Here is a 17,230-nt window from a genome sequence, read left to right as displayed (position 1 = left end):
CAATGGGGGCGCTGTATTTATTGTTACCTATTTCGCTCATATTGGTCGTGTTAATCGGTGCCGCTTTTTGGTGGGCCATTTTTTCAGGGCAGTTTGAAGATACCGACGAGGCGGCGCGATCAATTCTGGAGGATAACGATACGCCGGAACCCAAGATGCAAGAGCGAGAAGAAGAGAAAGAGTCACGACGTGATAGCAGCGAATAAACAAGTCAAGCCGACAAAAAGTTAGAAATTAATCATGTGTTTTTTGTTTTAGGGGATTTTTATGGGCAATTCCGGCACGCGGGATAAGCAGCCAGAAACCTTCAACTATGGGGTGGTCAGGCAATTTACCGTCATGACCATTGTGTGGGGGGTTGTGGGCATGGCAGTAGGCGTTCTTATCGCGGCACAGTTGATCTGGCCCGATTTGAATTTCAATACGCCGTGGCTTAGTTACGGGCGTTTGCGCCCGGTTCATACCAATACCGTGATTTTTGCCTTCGGCGGTACGGCTTTGTTTGCAACCTCGTACTACGTGGTGCAGCGAACCTGTCAGGTGCGTTTGTTCTCCGATAAGCTGGCGGCCTTTACGTTCTGGGGTTGGCAAGTTTGTTTGCTGGCCGGTTTTTTAACCTTGCCTTTGGGTTATACCAGCACCAAAGAGTATGCCGAATACGAATGGCCGATTGATATTCTGATCACCCTGGTTTGGGTGGCTTACGCCGTCGTGTTTTTCGGCACCATCTTTAAACGTCGTGTAAAGCACATTTACGTGGCCAATTGGTTTTTTGGCTCATATATCCTAACCATCGCCATCCTGCATATTTTCAACAACATTGAAATCCCGGTTTCCATGTGGAAATCGTATTCCGTTTATTCGGGTGTGCAAGATGCCATGGTGCAGTGGTGGTATGGGCATAATGCGGTGGGGTTTTTCCTTACCACCAGCTTCCTGGGCATGATGTATTACTTCGTGCCCAAGCAGGCGAACCGGCCAATCTATTCTTATCGCCTGTCTATTGTGCATTTCTGGGCGCTGGCTTTTACCTATATGTGGGCCGGCCCGCACCATTTGCATTACACCTCTTTGCCCGACTGGACCCAGGCACTGGGCATGATCTTTTCCTTGATTTTGCTGGCACCGTCATGGGGCGGCATGATTAACGGCATCATGACCGTATCAGGTGCATGGCACCGCTTGCGTACCGATACCATTTTGAAGTTCCTGGTCACAGGCTTGTCTTTCTACGGCATGGCGACTTTTGAGGGCTCAATGCTGTCGATCCGTACGGTGAATGCCTTGTCACATTACACCGACTGGACAGTGGGGCACGTGCACGTGGGCGCGCTCGGTTGGGTTGCGATGACTATTTTTGGTTCCTTCTACTACATGATTCCACGTTTGTATGGCCGCTCGGAAATGGCCAGTCCCAAACAGGTTGAGCTGCATTTTTGGCTGGCCACGATCGGGGTGGTGCTGTATATCGCCTCAATGTGGGTTGCCGGTGTCATGCAGGGGTTAATGTGGCGCGCCACGGCTGAAGACGGCACTCTGGTTTACAGCTTTGTTGAAGCACTGCAGGCAACGTACCCGTTGTACGCCATTCGTTTGCTGGGTGGGTTCTTCTTTCTGGCCGGCATGCTCGTGATGGCCTGGAACACCTGGAAGACGTTGCAGGGGCAGGACAAGCCCAACCCGGTGGTTTATCTGTATAACCCTGACAGCACCCAGCCGGAGCTCGTGGGGCCGCCTTCCGATAAACCTGTCACAGGCCCGGTGTCGGCTTAAGGAGTAGATGAATGGCCAATCAAAAGAAAAAGTTTTTCAGTCACGAAACACTGGAAACCAATATCGGGTTGCTCATTATTGCCAGTATTCTGGTGGTGAGCTTCGCCGGCCTGGTGCAAATTGTGCCGCTTTACTTTCAGCACTCTACAACGGAACCGACGGAAGGGGTCGAGCCCTACGAAGCGCTTCAACTGGTTGGGCGCGATATTTATATTCGTGAAGGGTGTGTGGGTTGTCACTCGCAACAAATTCGTATGCTGCAATCGGAAGTGCAGCGATACGGTCCTTATTCGTTAGCCGGTGAGTTTGTGTACGACCATCCGTTTTTATGGGGCTCAAAACGCACCGGGCCCGATCTGGCCCGTGTCGGCGGCCGTTATTCCGACGAATGGCACCGTATTCACTTGCGCAATCCGCGCGACCTGGTACCCGAATCAAACATGCCTGCTTATCCCTGGCTTCAACATAACTCGGTCGAAGGGGTCGATGTGCAGGGTCGCATGCGTGCTTTAAGGGCGATTGGTGTGCCTTATACCGACGAGCAAATTGCACAAGCCCCGGAGCAATTGCAAGATCGAACCGAAGAAGATGCCCTGGTGATGTATTTGCAAAGTCTGGGTGTGGCCGGGCGTGAGGCTGCGGCGCGCGCTGTTGCGGAAGGGAGCCGATAGTCATGGGTATTGTTAACGGTATTGTCACGTTGGTCGCGTTGGTCACCTTTCTTGCCATTGTGGTGTGGGCCTTCTCAAAAGGCCGCAAGAAAGCCAACAAAGACGCTTCCATGCTGCCGTTTATGCAGCCGGATGAAGACAACCTGAGCAACGACAAGAAAAAGACACCTGGCACGCAAGAAAAAGGGGATTCTCATGACTGATTTCGTGAGCAGTTTTTGGGCTTATTTCATTGCCATCATGACGGCGGCGGGAATTATTTTCTGTGTCTGGTTGCTGTTTACCCAGCGTCGCTGGCTGGGCAAGGAAGTGAAAGAAGCCAAGAACACCGGGCACGTGTGGGATGGCAATCTTATGGAGTTGAACAATCCCGTGCCGCGCTGGTGGACCGTGTTTTATCTGGCCTTATGTGTTTTTAGCGTGGGTTATTTGGTTTTGTATCCCGGCCTGGGTATTTTTAACGGGATTTTGAATTACTCAACGGCTCAGGAAGTTAAGCAGTCGCAAGAAGCGTTGTCTGAACGTATTCGTCCGTTCTACGCGCGTTACGAGGCCATGCCTATTGAGCAGGTCGCGGCCGACCCGCAGGCCCGGCAGATTGGTGAGCGTCTATTCTTGAATAACTGTGCGCAATGTCATGGGTCGGATGCGCGTGGATCGGTCAGTTTTCCGAACTTAACTGATAAAGATTGGCTTTATGGTGGTTCGCCCGATCAAATCATGACTTCGATTACCAAAGGGCGTCACGGTGTGATGCCGCCCATGAGCGCACAAGTCAGTGCGAATCAGGCAGCGGATATTGCGCAATTTGTTCGTTCACTTTCCGGCCTGGCCAGTGATCCGTTGCAGGTCGTAAGAGGAAAGCAAGGTTTTGAGAATAATTGCGTGGCGTGCCACGGTGTTGACGGCAAGGGTAACCAGGCGCTGGGCGCGCCAAATCTTACCGATGACGTCTGGCTTTATGGTAGTTCGGCGGATGTGATTGTGAACACTATTCTGAATGGTCGCGATAACCAGATGCCGGCTCAAGAGGGAGTGCTGACTCCTGAACAGATTCGTATGTTGGCGGCCTGGGTATGGGGGCGATCAAACTCTCCGCGTTAACCAGGCCGTATATCGTCGCGTTTTCAAGCAGGAGCGCACATGGATAAGAAACCTATTGCTCAGTCGGAGGACTTGACCCAGACGGGTCAGGGTGCCGCACCCGCATGGCAGCCTCCCAAGGTGACGCCTGCGCCGCGTCGGGGTGGGGTTTCACCCCAGGTTGAGAAAGCGCTTACCGATGTTCGCAGTAAGGTTTATCCGCGTGCGGTGACCGGGCTTTATGCCCGCTGGCGCGTCATTATGGTGCTGTTCACACAGGCCATTTTTTATGGTCTGCCCTGGTTAACCTGGGGCGATCGTCAGGCGGTGCTGTTCGATTTGGGTGCCCGTAAGTTTTATATCTTCGGCATGGTGCTGTGGCCGCAAGACGTCGTGTACTTGGCCGTCTTGCTTGTTTTGTCGGCATTTGCCCTATTTTTGTTTACCGCCATTGCCGGGCGATTGTTTTGTGGCTATGCGTGTCCGCAAACGGTTTATACCGAAATTTTCATGTGGGTTGAGCGAAAAATTGAAGGCGATCGCCTGGCGCGCATTCGGCTCGACGGTCAACCCTGGTCGTGGCGCAAATTTCGGTTGAAAGCGGCCAAACATGTCGTTTGGATTGTTATTGCCTTTTGGACAGGTTTTACTTTTATTGGCTATTTCGCGCCCATCCGTGCGTTAGGCGCCGATTTAATCGCCTTTTCGCTTGGCCCATGGCAGTGGTTCTGGATGTTGTTTTATGCTTTTGCCACATGGGGTAACGCAGGATTCATGCGCGAGGCGGTTTGCAAATACATGTGCCCGTATGCCCGCTTTCAAAGCGTGATGGTCGATGACGACACTTTTGTCGTGACGTACGACTACAAACGGGGTGAGCCCAGAGGAGGACGCTCACGGCAAATTGATCATAAAGAAGCGGGCATGGGTGATTGCGTTGATTGCACTTTGTGTGTTCAGGTTTGCCCAACGGGCATTGATATTCGCGATGGCTTGCAGTACATGTGCATCGGTTGCGGCGCCTGTGTCGACGCTTGTGATCAGGTGATGGACAAGGTGGGTTACCCGAAAGGCCTGATTCGCTATACCTCGGGTGCCGCCATAACAGAAGACCTTACCCAGTCGCAAGCACGTAAGCGGGTTTTGCGGCCGCGTGTGCTGTTTTATATGGGGCTGATGGCAGTTATTGCAGCAGGATTCGCTTTCTCGTTGTTCACCCGCGAAACGCTGAAAATGGATATCATTCGCGATCGCGGCAGCCTGGGTCGCGAGATTCCAGGCAATTTAATCGAGAATGTTTATCGCTTGCAGATTATGAACACGGATGATAAAGCGCTTACCGTTACATTGCGTGCCGATGGCTTGCCGGGGCTTGAATTGCTGGCTGCCACAGGTGAACCCACCGGCACAATTGAAGTAGCGGGTGGCAGCCATCGGTTGGTGCCTGTGTTGGTGCGCTTGCCTGCAGACCAGGCCGGCCCCGGCGTGCACAGTATTTCGTTCGTCGCCAGTGCCGAGTCGGCCTCTGGATCAGGCGCGCAGCTTGTTGAGCAAACCAGTTTTTATGTCCCGCAATGAAACAAGATTTCAACCATACTGACACGCGCCCGTGGTGGAAAGAGCCCTGGCCCTGGATTTTGATGGCCGGCCCGTTTATTACCTTGGTGGGCTGCGTGGTAACGATTGTGCTGGCAGTGCATTATTACAGTGATCAAGCGATTCACGATGGTGGGCAGCGTAAAGGTTTGGTCGTGCAAAAAATACAAGATGCGCCGTTGCCGGAGATGGACGCTAAAAACACGTCTGCCGAGACGGCAGCCCATAACAGGAGACAATCACCATGAGTCGCTATTCTTTAATGTGGATACTGTGGCCCTCGTTTTTATTTGCGGGGGCGGGCAGTGCCACGGTATTTGCATTAATTGATCCGCTGGATATTGCCGTGTTTGGCTCGATGCATTTTAGCCGCGAGGTTGTGTACACAGCAGGCTTCTTTCTATTCTGGATTATGACTGCGTTGTCGAGTGCGCTGACGCTGTACATGGCCCCGTCGGAAGGGGTCGATCAGTTGCCTGATCGTTGAGTGACAGGGTGGGTTACCCGCAGTCGGTGCCGGCTAAATCGCGCAGCGCGGGCAGGTCGAGCAATTTGACTTCGCGTTGGTGAATGCGGATGAGGTTTTCACGTGCGAAACGGGAGAACAGGCGGCTGACTGTTTCCAGTGTCAGGCCTAAATAATTCCCGATTTCTTCCCGGCTCATGCGCAAAATGAATTCAGACGAGGAATAACCCAGGATGGATAGCCGTTGTGACATGTTTACCAGAAAGGCGGCCAGGCGTTGTTCTGAGCGCAAAACGCCCAGTGATACGACCAATTGGTGTGAGCGCTTCATTTCCGTGCTGGTCAGACGCCGTAACTGTTGCTGCAGTGACGGGATGTGCGCCGCGACGCGGTCGATTTCATCCACGCGAGCAACGCACACTTCGGTATCTTCCAGTGCAACCGCATGGGATAACTGGTGGCCTTCCAGAAAGCCGTCGAGCCCGGCGATTTCCCCTGGTAATAGAAAGCCCGTTACCTGCACATGGCCCGAAGCGTCTTCCAGTTGTGTTTTGAGTGACCCCACCCGAATGCCGAAAATGGCGTCGGCGCGCTCGCCCGCTTCGAACAGGCTTTCGCCTTTTGGAATGCGTAAACGTTCCTGTACTACTTCTTCGAAACGGCTGATATCAATGGTTGACATGCCCACGGGCAGGCATAGGTTGTTCAACATACAGGTTGAGCAACGGCTTGAGTCTGGTGTCAGAGGAATTCGTTTCTGCATAGACATCGTGGCGCCTGGGCGGGCCGTGTAAAGAGGGGGGCTTATATGACGGTGCAAAAAGCTTATGGAACGACCTGACGGCAATTGTACATGTTTGTGTAACGATTGACACCTTATGCAAATTATTTTCGCATCAAATGTGATGAGTACGAACGGCCTAGTGCCCATCCCAATAGCTGGGCTGGGCGTAGGTATTTTTCAGCATTTCCACGAAGACCCGCAGGCGTCGGGGTTGATGTTTGCGTTCTGTAAGAATGGCAAAAATACCATTTGGGGGAGCGGCGTACTCATCGAGCACACTTACAAGACGGCCTGCTTCAATTTCTTGCCGTACCTCCCACAGCGATCGCCATGCCAACCCACAACCGGCCAGCGCCCATTCCAGCAAAACCGACCCGTCGGTACTGGTAAGGGTACCTTTGACCCTGTACGCCCTCACTTTACCGTTGTGTTGAAGCAACCACCCTTTCGACTGATTTCCCTGGCTGCCGAACGACAGACAATTGTGCTGGATCAGGTCGTCGGGGGTACGGGGGCGGCCAAAGTGTTTGAGGTAATGGGGCGAGGCCACAATGACGCGGCGGTTATCCGCCAGGCGCATCCCGATGAACTGCGAGTCATCCAGGTCGCCGATTCGAATGGCGCAATCGTAACGTTCTTCAATCAGGTCGACCAGTCGGTCGGTCAGGTCGAGCGTAATGTTGATTTCGGGATAGCGTTGCAAAAAAGCCGGTACCAGCGGGGCGATGTGTCGCCGACCAAACCCCGCAGGCGCGCTGATGCGCAGTTCGCCACTGGGGCGGGCGCTGCCTTGCGCCACCTGGCTCTCGGCTTCGGTAAGTTCTTTCAGAATGGATTGGGCTTTTTCAAGGAAGGCGGTGCCTTCCGTGGTCAGCGACAAACGCCGGGTCGAACGCACCAGCAATTTCACCCCCAGCCGTTTTTCCAGCGCATCCATGCGGCGCCCCATCATCGTGGGGGCAACCCCCTCGGCCCGGGCGGCGGCCGAAAGGCTTCCCAGTGTCGCGACCGACACAAAACTTTCCAGTTGTTTGAATTTATCCATTTTTCACATCTTGAAATGCTGCGCTGCGGCCTTATTTAATCATTATTCGAGCAGATGCTCAGCCTTAATTTTGAAAGAAGACTATGCGATTCGACAAACTAACAACCAAATTTCAGCAAGCCCTTGCCGATGCGCAAAGTCTTGCAATTCAGAACGATAATCAGTATATCGACCCGTTGCACTTGCTGTCGGCTTTGCTGGCGGACACCGACAGCGGGGCGGGGAGTTTGCTGGCGCGAGCGGGCGTGGCGGTGAATCGACTGGCGCCGGCGGTTAGTTCCGCCATCAAGTCCTTGGCGCAAGTGCCGGGTTCGGCAGGGAATGTACAAATTGGGCGGGAGCTGCAATCGGTTCTCGCACGCACTGATAAAGAAGCCTCGAACCGCGGCGACGCCTATATTGCCAGCGAGCTTTTTTTGCTGGTGCTGGTCGACGACAAATGTGAAGCCGGCCGCTTGCTGCGTGAAGCGGGCGCGCAACGCAAGCCTTTGGAAACCGCCATTGAGGCGGTGCGCGGTGGTGCTACGGTGGGCGATCCGGAAGGGGAGTCGAACCGTGAGGCTTTGTCGAAATATACGACCGATTTAACCGAGCGCGCGCGTGAGGGGAAGCTGGATCCGGTGATCGGCCGCGATGACGAAATCCGTCGTACCATCCAGATTCTGCAGCGTCGCACGAAGAACAACCCCGTGTTGATTGGTGAGCCGGGGGTGGGTAAAACGGCGATTGTGGAAGGCCTTGCCCAGCGGATTATCAATAATGAAGTGCCTGAAACACTGAAGGGCAAGCGGGTGCTGTCACTGGATCTGGCTGCATTGCTGGCCGGCGCCAAGTATCGTGGTGAATTCGAGGAACGCCTGAAAGCGGTGTTGAAAGAGCTGTCGCAAGATCAGGGCGGCATTATTGTCTTTATCGATGAGTTGCACACTATGGTGGGAGCCGGTAAGGCCGAAGGCGCCATGGATGCCGGCAATATGCTGAAGCCGGCGCTGTCGCGCGGCGAGTTGCATTGCATTGGTGCTACCACGTTGGACGAATACCGCAAGTACATTGAGAAAGATGCAGCCCTTGAGCGTCGTTTCCAGAAAGTGCTGGTAGACGAGCCTGATGTCGAGTCCACCATTGCTATTTTGCGCGGTTTGCAAGAACGCTATGAGCTTCACCACGGCGTGGCGATCACCGATCCAGCCATTGTGGCGGCGGCCGAGTTGTCACATCGCTACATTACCGACCGTTTCCTGCCGGACAAGGCTATCGACTTGATTGATGAGGCGGCCGCGCGTATCCGTATGGAGATCGACTCCAAACCGGAAGTGATGGATAAGCTGGATCGTCGCATTATTCAGCTGAAAATCGAGCGCGAGGCGGTGAAGAAGGAAACTGATGAAGGCTCCATGCGTCGTTTAAAAGTCATTGAAGATGAACTGGAGAAATTGCAGCGCGAATATAACGACTACGAGGAAATCTGGAAGTCGGAGAAAGCCGCTGTGCAGGGTTCACAGTCGGTGAAAGAAGAAATTGAGCGCACGCGTGCCGAGATGGCCGAGCTGCAACGCAAAGGTCAGTTTGATAAGCTGGCTGAACTTCAGTACGGGAAATTGCCGGAGCTTGAAGCGCGCCTGAAGGCGGCGGAAGCGGGAAGTGGCGAAGTGCAGGAGAAGTCCGACAAGCCGCGTTTGTTGCGCACGGAAGTGGGCGCTGAAGAAATTGCTGAAGTGGTGTCGCGCGCAACCGGTATTCCTGTGTCAAAAATGATGCAGGGCGAACGTGAGAAGTTGCTGGGTATGGAAAGCCATCTGCATCGCCGCGTCGTAGGGCAGGACGAAGCGGTGAGCCTCGTGGCCGACGCTATCCGCCGCTCCCGCGCCGGGCTGGCCGACCCTGCACGGCCCTATGGCTCATTCCTGTTCCTTGGCCCCACCGGCGTCGGCAAGACCGAGTTGACCAAAGCACTGGCTGATTTCTTGTTCGACTCCGAAGACCATATGATTCGGATCGATATGAGCGAATTTATGGAAAAGCACTCGGTGGCACGGTTGATTGGTGCGCCGCCGGGGTATGTGGGTTACGAAGAGGGTGGTTATTTAACCGAGGCTGTACGTCGTAAGCCATATAGCGTGATTTTGCTGGATGAAGTGGAAAAGGCGCATCCGGATGTCTTCAATGTGCTTTTGCAGGTGCTTGACGACGGTCGCCTGACCGACGGCCAGGGTCGTACTGTGGATTTTCGCAATACGGTGATTGTGATGACATCGAACCTTGGTTCGCATCATATCCAAAGTATGGCGGGGCAACCCTACGAGGTGGTGAAGGAAGTCGTGTGGGAAGAATTGAAGACCTCGTTCCGTCCCGAGTTCCTGAACCGTATTGATGAAGTGGTCGTGTTCCACGGATTAGAGGCCAAGCATATTGAGTCTATTGCCCGCATTCAGATCCAGCGTTTGCAGGCGCGTTTGGCACAGCACGAAATGCGGCTCGAAGTGTCTGATGCTGCACTGGCGCAACTGGCGCATGCGGGATTCGACCCTGTATTTGGCGCTCGTCCGTTGAAGCGGGCTATTCAGCAGCATATTGAAAACCCGGTCGCCAAGTTGATTCTGGAAGGCCGTTTCGGCCCCAAAGATGTCATTCCCGTGGATTGGCGCGACGACAAGTTCGTGTTTGAACGGACATTGCAATAAAAGGGAAAAGCCCGCTGAAAAGGCGGGCTTTTTTTTAAAGCGTTTCTTCGCGCCCGTAGAACTTGACGCCGATTTCAATGGCTTCGCGCCCTTGTGCACGACGATGACGATTGGTGTCGCGCAGTGAGTAAATGCAGCCGCAGTATTCTTGCTGATAAAAGTTTTCCCGCTTGCTGATTTCGATCATGCGGGCCGACCCGCCGCCTTTGCGCCAGTTGTAAGTCCAGTAGGCCAGGTCAGGGTAGCGGGCGGCGGCACGCTCGCCACAACCATTAATTTGGTTCATGTCTTTCCAGCGTGAAATGCCCAACGAACTGGTAATGGTATCGAACCCGTTCTCGTGTGCATAAAGCGCGGTGCGTTCGAAACGCATATCGAAACAGACCGTGCAGCGTTCGCCGCGTTCGGGTTCATTTTCCAGCCCTTTCACGCGCTCGAACCAATTGTCGCGGTCGTAATCGGCGTCGATGAACTCGATGTTGTGTTCTTCAGCAAAGCGGATATTCTCGTTTTTGCGAATCTCGTATTCACGGTCGGGGTGAATATTCGGGTTGTAGAAGAAAATACTGTATTCGATACCCGAGGCAGTCATGGCTTCCATGACTTCGCCCGAACAGGGCGCGCAGCACGAATGCAACAGCACTTTCCTGCGGTTGTCGGGTAGTTGAAGTTGGGGGCGTTTGTAATCACTCATAAAGCGTATTTTAATCCGGTAAGACCGTATTCCAAAGTGCAATGACCGCATCGCGTTCAACCACGAACTCATCCTGGGAAACCCGGGCGGCTTCGGCACCCTGCAAACGCAAGCTATGTTGCGCTTTGCGAAAGACCCGGTATGCATCAGAGACTTCCCGGGCAAGTACGGCCGGAATAAGCTTTGCCTCGGAAGCCAGTTTCAGCAGGGTGATGTTGCCCAGGTTTTCCAGTAATACAGGGTGTTCGCGGGCGTGGCTGAGCACCAGGTATTGCGTAATAAACTCAATATCCACCATGCCGCCCCGGTCATGTTTCAGGTCGAACAGTTCACTGCGGTTTGGATGGCCGGCCGCGATTTTGCTGCGCATTTCCTTCACATTTTTATAAAGCGTGGCAGGGTCGCGCTCCAGCAGCAATACTTTACGACGCGTGGCTTCGAAGCGTTCTCCAACGACGGGGTCACCGGCGGCAAAGCGGGCCCGCGTGATGGCCTGATGCTCCCAGGGCCAGGCGTGGGTAAGCTGGTATTGTTCGAATGCATCAACGGAAACCGCCAGTACGCCGGCATCGCCATCGGGTCGCAGACGCAGGTCAATTTCGTACAGGCGGCCGGATGACGTCATGGTTGAAAGCCACGACGCCATTCGTCGCCCCAGCTTCGCGTAGGTTTCGGCGGCGTCTTCGCGCTCGTCGTCATACAGAAACACCAGATCGAGGTCGGACGCATAACCGAGTTCTTTGCCACCCAGGCGGCCGTAGGCAATGACGGCAAAGTGATGGGGAGGGACGGGCTGGTGGCGCTGTTCTTTAGGTTGCACCATGGGCCATACACGCTCGATGGTTTCGTTCAACAGCATATCTGCCAGCGCCGATAGCTGGTCGGCCAGCTTTTCAACGCTTAGTACACCGCCCAGGTCTTGTGCCAGTAATTGAAAACTGATCTGGCGCTGCAAATCGCGCATTAAGTTCATTTGCTGTTCAACATCGGGCTGACCCGAAGGCAGCAGGCAGGCGTCGAGTTCGCTGCGCAACTGTTGTGCCAGTTCGTTGAAATTGGGCGGATCCATGAGCGAATGCCATTCGATCAGGCTGTCGAGCAGGAGTGGGTATTGACGCAGGTATTGCGCCGCCCAGGGGCTGGCACCAATAATTCGGGCAACCCGTGCAAGCGTTTCGGGATACTCGGCAAGCAAGGCCAGATACGGGCTGCGTTGCGCGATTTGCTCCACTAAATCGCACAGGCGGATGGCGGTTTGTTCGGGGTTGCTGGTTCGGTGCGCGGTTTCCAGCATGGCAGGTAGCAGGGTTTTAACGCGTTTGCGGCTGCTGGTGGGCAGGCTGCGGATACGATGACTTTTCATCAAGGCCTGAATCCGTTGGGCAACGGATTCGCTGGCCTCACCAAAATAGGCTTTGACCTCGTCTTCCAGCTCATCGGGGCTGGTATCCATGGTGGGATTGTCGTTTTCCTCTTCCTGCGATTCGCCCATTCCTGCGATGCGAAAGGCGTTGCGGAATGTGCCATTTACGAAAGCCCTGTGTGCATTCAGCGTTTCCTCAAACTCGGAACCGGCCATGCCCATGGCAAAGGCAAGTTCTTCACGTAATTCGGGATTGTGTGGCAACAGGTGTGTTTGTTCGTCTTCACGGTACTGAAGAAGGTGCTCTGTGCGACGCAAGAATAAATACGCTTCCTCGAGGCGGCGCGACAATGTTTCTTCAATGATGCCGGCCGAAAACTGTTGCTTCAAAGCTTTCAGCAGATTGCGTTTTTGTAGCGAAGGCGTGCGCCCGCCGCGAATAAGCTGATTCAGTTGCACCACAAACTCAATTTCCCGGATTCCGCCATCGCCCAGTTTGATATTGTGTGTGGCGTCGATACCGTTGCGCCGGGTGGCGCGACGGTTCCAGTCTTCCCGAATGCGTTCGCGCAATGCGCGTAACGACGACAACGCATCGAAATCAAAATATTTGCGGTAGACAAAGGGGCGGCGCAGCGCTTCCAATTGCGCACGCTGCGGCTTCGGGTCGCTGTCGTCGAACGCTTTGGCAGGAACCGCACGGGCTTTTAACCAGGCATATCGTTCCCATTCCCGGCCCTGAGTGACCAAGTAGTTTTCCAGTGCGTCCAGGCTCCAGGCCAATGGGCCGGAGTCGCCGTCGGGGCGCAAGCGCAGGTCGGTGCGAAAAACGACGCCATACTGATCAGGTTCCGAAAGAATGGGCATCATCCGTTGCGTTACGCGCCCATAGAATTCGTGATGGCTGATTTTGCGCCGCCCGCCTGTTTCGCCTTCTTCTTCGTACAGCATAATGAGGTCGATATCAGACGAGACATTGAGTTCACGTCCGCCCAGTTTTCCCATTGCCAGAATGAGCATTTCCTGGGGTTTTCCGGTGCTTGGGTCAATCGGTGTGCCATGAATTTCAGCCAGTTCCGTTGCGACCGTGCGATAGGCTTGTGCAATCGCCAGGTCGGCCAAATACGACATGGCTTTAACGACTTCTTTGAGATCGGCCAGTTTTGCCAGGTCGCGCACAAGGATGGTGTAGAACACCTGGCTACGGATTTCGCGCAGCGCTTTGCGCAGCGTATCAAGCGGTACAATGGCCTCGGCCGACTCGGCCTGTGTGGCATCCAGAAACCATTGGTCGATGCGGGCGGGCGTAACCGGGTCTTGGGCGGCTTGTTCAAGCCAGGTTTCAAACTCGGGGCTGCCTGCGAGCTTTCGTCGCAGTGCCCCCGACCAACGGGAAGCAGTTTTTATCGGCGTAGTGTGGTTCATGCTAAAACGTGTAAGACGCAACCAGAAAATTCGGGTATAAGTCGAACAAGATACCGCAAAACGCGCTTGTCATGTTGTTAGGTTAATCAGGGATTTCGTGCGTTCGTTTCCTAAAATACTACGCTGGCTGGGTTGGCTGGCCCTGTTCATTTATCTCGCTTTGGCGTCGGCCATTCTCATTTTGCGCTATGGGATATTGCCTAACATTGATACCTGGCGTCCCGCTATTGAGCAGCAACTATCGCAGACGATGGGGGGAGAGGTTTCCCTGGAGCGGTTGCAGGCCGATTGGAAAGGCCTGAATCCCAGCTTCGACATAACCGGTTTGCGTATTCACGATAACAGCAATGACCCGGTGCTTAGCCTGCCCCGCGTGCGTGCCCAACTGAGTTGGCTCGCGCTGTTGCGTGGGCAGGTTCAGTTTTCCACCTTGCAGGCCCAAGGCCTGGAACTGGACGTGCGCCGTGATTCGCAAAATAATTTTTGGGTGCTCGGGCAAGAGATCGATATATTTGATGGCGATGATAATGAGAAAACGCCGCCCCCGGCGCTGCAATGGTTACTGGGCCAGAAATCGCTGGTACTGTCGCAGGCAACGGTGCATTGGAAAGACGAGTTGCGCAATGCCCCGGTATTGTCATTGGAAAACGTTTATATCCAGTTCGAAGGGGATGGCCGCACCTATCAGGCGCGTGTGCGAGCCGGCGCACAATCCCTGATGCATTCAGCGGAATTATTGGTTGAATTGCAGTTCGAACAAGACTTAACGACTGCAGCAATGCCTGCGCACATGGGCTCATTGCCCGCCTGGAGGGTTCGGGCTTATGCAGACATGCAAAACATGAATTCTGTGGCCTGGGCGCCGTGGGCTGACGTGCCAAAAACGCTGCAAAGTGCCATGGTGTCGACGCAGGCCTGGGTGGAAGCGCAGCGTAATCAGGCACCGCGGGTGATGCTTGACGCAAAAGTCATGAATGCCCAGTGGAGTGGTGCCGAAAACGCCCGAATCAAGTTAGACGATATGCGTGTTTTTGCCCAGGGCGAGCTTCCTCTTCTTGGCGGTACAACGTTGAGCCCGGAGACAACGCAGTTGGCTTTTGGCTTGCGTTTGCAAGCCATGGATGTCGACATGCCGTCGATCTTCAGCAGCCCACTGGCTTTTGATGATATCCAGTTGGGGGGAAAGTTAAGCCATGGACAGGGCGCGCTAAAGCGGCTTGATTTACATGCCGCCCGCATCGTCAATGCCGATATGGATGTCTCCTTTGAGGGGCATTGGCATGACGATCCGGCCCTGTCACTGGGTGCGGTGGAAACGCAGGGTCGCTTTGCCCGGGCCAGCTTGAATGCCATTCATCGTTATCTGCCGCTGGAAGTTGATGCCGATGCGCGCGACTGGATGTCTACCGGCTTGGTGCAGGGCCAGTTGTTGGGTGCCGGGTTTGTGTTGCGTGGTGATCTGGCTGCTTTTCCATTTGGCGACGAGCCGGAGAAAGGGCACTTTTATGTGGGCGGCCCGCTGAAGGACGCCATTATCGATTATGTGCCCTCAACACCCGATAGTCTGGGGTGGCCGCGCCTGGAGGGGTTGAACGGCTTGGCATCGTTAACCGGGGTTGATCTTCGTGTGCAGGCCGACGCGGGTAGCGTAACGCCGGGCGACGGCCCTGCTATTGCCCTTAATCGGGTATTGGCACGTATCCCCAATATCGAAGACAACGCCATATTGTCGGTTGAGGGGCAATCATCAGCGCCGGCCACCGCGTATCTGGCGTTAAATCGACATTCGCCGCTGGGCGGACTGCTGGACAATGCATTGGACGAGGCACGTGCCGACGGCACCTGGAATGTGCCTTTATGGCTGAATGTGCCACTTTACGATACCGACGAAACAACGGTGTCGGGGTCCGTCGTGTTCAATGGTGGAACGTTCCAACTGGATTCCGTTATGCCAGTTATGTCAGGAGTGAACGGTCAGCTCGATTTTTCAGACACCGGCATTCGTTCGCAGGGTGTTAAAGCAACTGCTTTGGGAGGCGCACTGGCCATCTCAGGGGGGCTGGGAGGTGATAACAAGAACCTTGTGATTGCAGGCGAAGCAAGTTCCCAAGCTATTGCCCGTTTCGCCGGGTTAAGTAATGACGTGGGCCTGGAGGGGCGGGCTGCTTATCGGGTTGAGGTCGAGCGTACGCCGGCCGGGCGTTACGATATCGCCTTAACGTCGAACCTGAAGGGCATGCGTATTGATTTGCCCAGTCCTTTAGGCAAATTTGCCGATGAGAGCAAGGAGCTTGAGGCACAGTGGGCGCCGCTGGGGCAAGGGCGCGCTCAGTTGCAAGTACGTATTGGTAACGACATTCGCATGGACATGCGCCGCGATCCGGCCGTGAAAGGAGCGTATTTCAACCGCGCGGTGATGGCGTTGAATCAACCACTGTCGCTTCCTGATGCAGGAATGAACATTGACGTCCGGTATCCCGCGCTGGATCTGGATGCCTGGTTGGCCTTGATGGACTCCCCGTCTCAGGAAGCTTCAGCGTCCCCGGGCTTGTTGCCGGCACTCAATCAAATTCGTATTCAGGCTGATCGCTTGCGTGTGCAGGATGTTGATTTGACCAAGGCTACGTTAACGTTGTCGCCGCTTAGGCAACCCGATGGATGGCGATTGGATATCAGTTCCAGCCAGACTGCCGGTACGTTATGGTGGCGTGAACCTGTCTTGGGCAAACCGGCGTCACTTGAGGGTAAGTTTGCCCGGCTGGCGTTAGGGAACCCGGATGCCCCCGAAACGACAGATGAAATCAAGCCGCCGTCGGAGTCACGATTTGAAGATTTCAAAATACCGTCTCTTAATCTAACGGTGGACGACCTGGTGGTGTATGGCGAAAGTGTGGGCGCCGTGACACTCAATGGTTCAGCCTCGGGTGCCGGTCGGGTTCTGAATATTGATCAATTGGAAATTAAGAATACAGGTGCAACGCTAAATGGGAAAGGCGTATGGCGGCTGGACGGTGGCAACCGCGGTTTGTCGTTAAATGCCTCATTGGCCGTTCAGGACCTGGGGCGGTTTCTTGACCATGTGGGGTTGAAGCGGGCGGTAACCGGCGGCCATGGTTATGTTGAAGGCACACTCACCTGGAATAATCTGCCGTGGCGTTTTCAGAAGTCTGACTTGCAGGGGCAGTTGAACGTTAAGTTGGAGAAAGGGCGTTTAAGCTCTGTGAATTCAAGGTCGGCCCGCGTGTTGGAGTTACTGTCATTGCAGTCTTTGCAGCGGATTCTGTCGTTCGATGCGAATCCAGAAGGGGCGTTTGCGCAAGGTTTCCCTTTTGATTTACTGGAAGGTTCGATACAAATTCAAAGCGGCGTGATGAGTACCAATAACTTTCGTGTGAATAGCGCAGTGGGCACAATCAGCCTGGGTGGCGACGTGAATGTGGTGAATGAAACGCTCGATTTACAGGCGATGGTGGTGCCCAACCTGGACATGAGTGGCGCTTCGGTGGCCGCAGGTATCATTAACCCGATTGTGGGTGTGGGGGCGTTCCTGACGCAATGGCTTTTGAAAGCACCGCTTAGCAAAGCAATGACGGTCCATTACGATGTTTCCGGAACCTGGGCCGATCCACAATTGCGTGAGCTCAAATAA

General features: G+C 54.5%; 14 protein-coding genes. 10 read left to right on the top strand and 4 right to left on the bottom strand.

From position 1 onward, the window contains the following. Positions 1-2: 2 nt before the first annotated feature. From ccoS to CJO09_RS01170, 8 genes are all read left to right on the top strand, one after another. A complete protein-coding gene (gene ccoS, locus CJO09_RS01205) occupies positions 3-206 on the top strand; it encodes a cbb3-type cytochrome oxidase assembly protein CcoS (RefSeq protein WP_119440739.1) in 204 nt (67 codons plus the stop codon). A 61-nt stretch (positions 207-267) separates the two neighbouring features. Beyond that, positions 268-1,773 (top strand): cytochrome-c oxidase, cbb3-type subunit I, encoded by a 1,506-nt coding sequence (ccoN, locus tag CJO09_RS01200; protein WP_119440738.1) that lies wholly within the window; start codon positions 268-270, stop codon positions 1,771-1,773. Positions 1,774-1,784: 11 nt separating this feature from the next. Next, positions 1,785-2,444 carry a cytochrome-c oxidase, cbb3-type subunit II gene (gene ccoO / locus CJO09_RS01195; protein ID WP_119440737.1) on the top strand — a complete coding sequence of 220 codons (660 nt, stop codon included), beginning with the start codon at positions 1,785-1,787 and terminating at the stop codon, positions 2,442-2,444. Between the two features lie 2 nt (positions 2,445-2,446). Beyond that, positions 2,447-2,647: a cbb3-type cytochrome oxidase subunit 3 gene (locus CJO09_RS01190; RefSeq protein WP_114421936.1), complete on the top strand. Its 201-nt coding sequence runs from the start codon at positions 2,447-2,449 to the stop codon at positions 2,645-2,647. Beyond that, the gene (gene ccoP / locus CJO09_RS01185; protein WP_119440736.1) at positions 2,640-3,548 is read left to right on the top strand and encodes a cytochrome-c oxidase, cbb3-type subunit III; all 909 of its coding nucleotides are present in this window, start codon (positions 2,640-2,642) and stop codon (positions 3,546-3,548) included. Before CJO09_RS01190 ends, ccoP begins: the two co-directional genes overlap by 8 nt. A gap of 39 nt (positions 3,549-3,587) precedes the next feature. Then, on the top strand, positions 3,588-5,105 hold the full coding sequence (ccoG, locus tag CJO09_RS01180) for a cytochrome c oxidase accessory protein CcoG (protein ID WP_119440735.1): 1,518 nt from the start codon (positions 3,588-3,590) through the stop codon (positions 5,103-5,105). Continuing rightward, positions 5,102-5,371 (top strand): lipoprotein, encoded by a 270-nt coding sequence (locus CJO09_RS01175; protein ID WP_119440734.1) that lies wholly within the window; start codon positions 5,102-5,104, stop codon positions 5,369-5,371. The genes ccoG and CJO09_RS01175 overlap by 4 nt, the downstream gene beginning before the upstream one ends. Beyond that, positions 5,368-5,610 carry a hypothetical protein gene (locus CJO09_RS01170; RefSeq protein WP_119440733.1) on the top strand — a complete coding sequence of 81 codons (243 nt, stop codon included), beginning with the start codon at positions 5,368-5,370 and terminating at the stop codon, positions 5,608-5,610. The genes CJO09_RS01175 and CJO09_RS01170 overlap by 4 nt, the downstream gene beginning before the upstream one ends. Before the next feature lie 13 nt (positions 5,611-5,623). Here CJO09_RS01170 and CJO09_RS01165 read toward each other — a convergent pair whose 3' ends face one another. Both CJO09_RS01165 and CJO09_RS01160 read right to left on the bottom strand, forming a co-directional pair. Continuing rightward, positions 5,624-6,352, bottom strand: a complete 729-nt coding sequence (locus CJO09_RS01165; RefSeq protein ID WP_119441338.1) for a helix-turn-helix domain-containing protein — start codon at positions 6,350-6,352, stop codon at positions 5,624-5,626. 157 nt (positions 6,353-6,509) lie between these two features. Further along, positions 6,510-7,418, bottom strand: coding sequence for a LysR family transcriptional regulator (locus tag CJO09_RS01160; RefSeq protein ID WP_119440732.1), 909 nt, complete (start codon positions 7,416-7,418; stop codon positions 6,510-6,512). A gap of 83 nt (positions 7,419-7,501) precedes the next feature. Between CJO09_RS01160 and clpB the strand changes: the two genes are divergently transcribed. After that, positions 7,502-10,099 carry an ATP-dependent chaperone ClpB gene (clpB, locus tag CJO09_RS01155; protein WP_119440731.1) on the top strand — a complete coding sequence of 866 codons (2,598 nt, stop codon included), beginning with the start codon at positions 7,502-7,504 and terminating at the stop codon, positions 10,097-10,099. 34 nt (positions 10,100-10,133) lie between these two features. On the opposite strand, the gene CJO09_RS01150 is transcribed toward clpB, so the two are convergent. Continuing rightward, positions 10,134-10,793: an epoxyqueuosine reductase QueH gene (locus CJO09_RS01150; protein WP_114420524.1), complete on the bottom strand. Its 660-nt coding sequence runs from the start codon at positions 10,791-10,793 to the stop codon at positions 10,134-10,136. A 10-nt stretch (positions 10,794-10,803) separates the two neighbouring features. Next, the gene (glnE, locus tag CJO09_RS01145) at positions 10,804-13,581 is read right to left on the bottom strand and encodes a bifunctional [glutamate--ammonia ligase]-adenylyl-L-tyrosine phosphorylase/[glutamate--ammonia-ligase] adenylyltransferase (protein WP_119440730.1); all 2,778 of its coding nucleotides are present in this window, start codon (positions 13,579-13,581) and stop codon (positions 10,804-10,806) included. Between the two features lie 97 nt (positions 13,582-13,678). Between glnE and CJO09_RS01140 the strand changes: the two genes are divergently transcribed. Beyond that, positions 13,679-17,230 carry a YhdP family protein gene (locus tag CJO09_RS01140; protein ID WP_119440729.1) on the top strand — a complete coding sequence of 1,184 codons (3,552 nt, stop codon included), beginning with the start codon at positions 13,679-13,681 and terminating at the stop codon, positions 17,228-17,230.

The sequence above is a fragment of the Neopusillimonas maritima genome (genome assembly GCF_003576595.1).
Lineage (GTDB): Bacteria > Pseudomonadota > Gammaproteobacteria > Burkholderiales > Burkholderiaceae_B > Neopusillimonas > Neopusillimonas maritima.
Note: the sequence above shows the minus strand (reverse complement) of the source record. Positions and strands in the feature narration are given on the sequence as shown.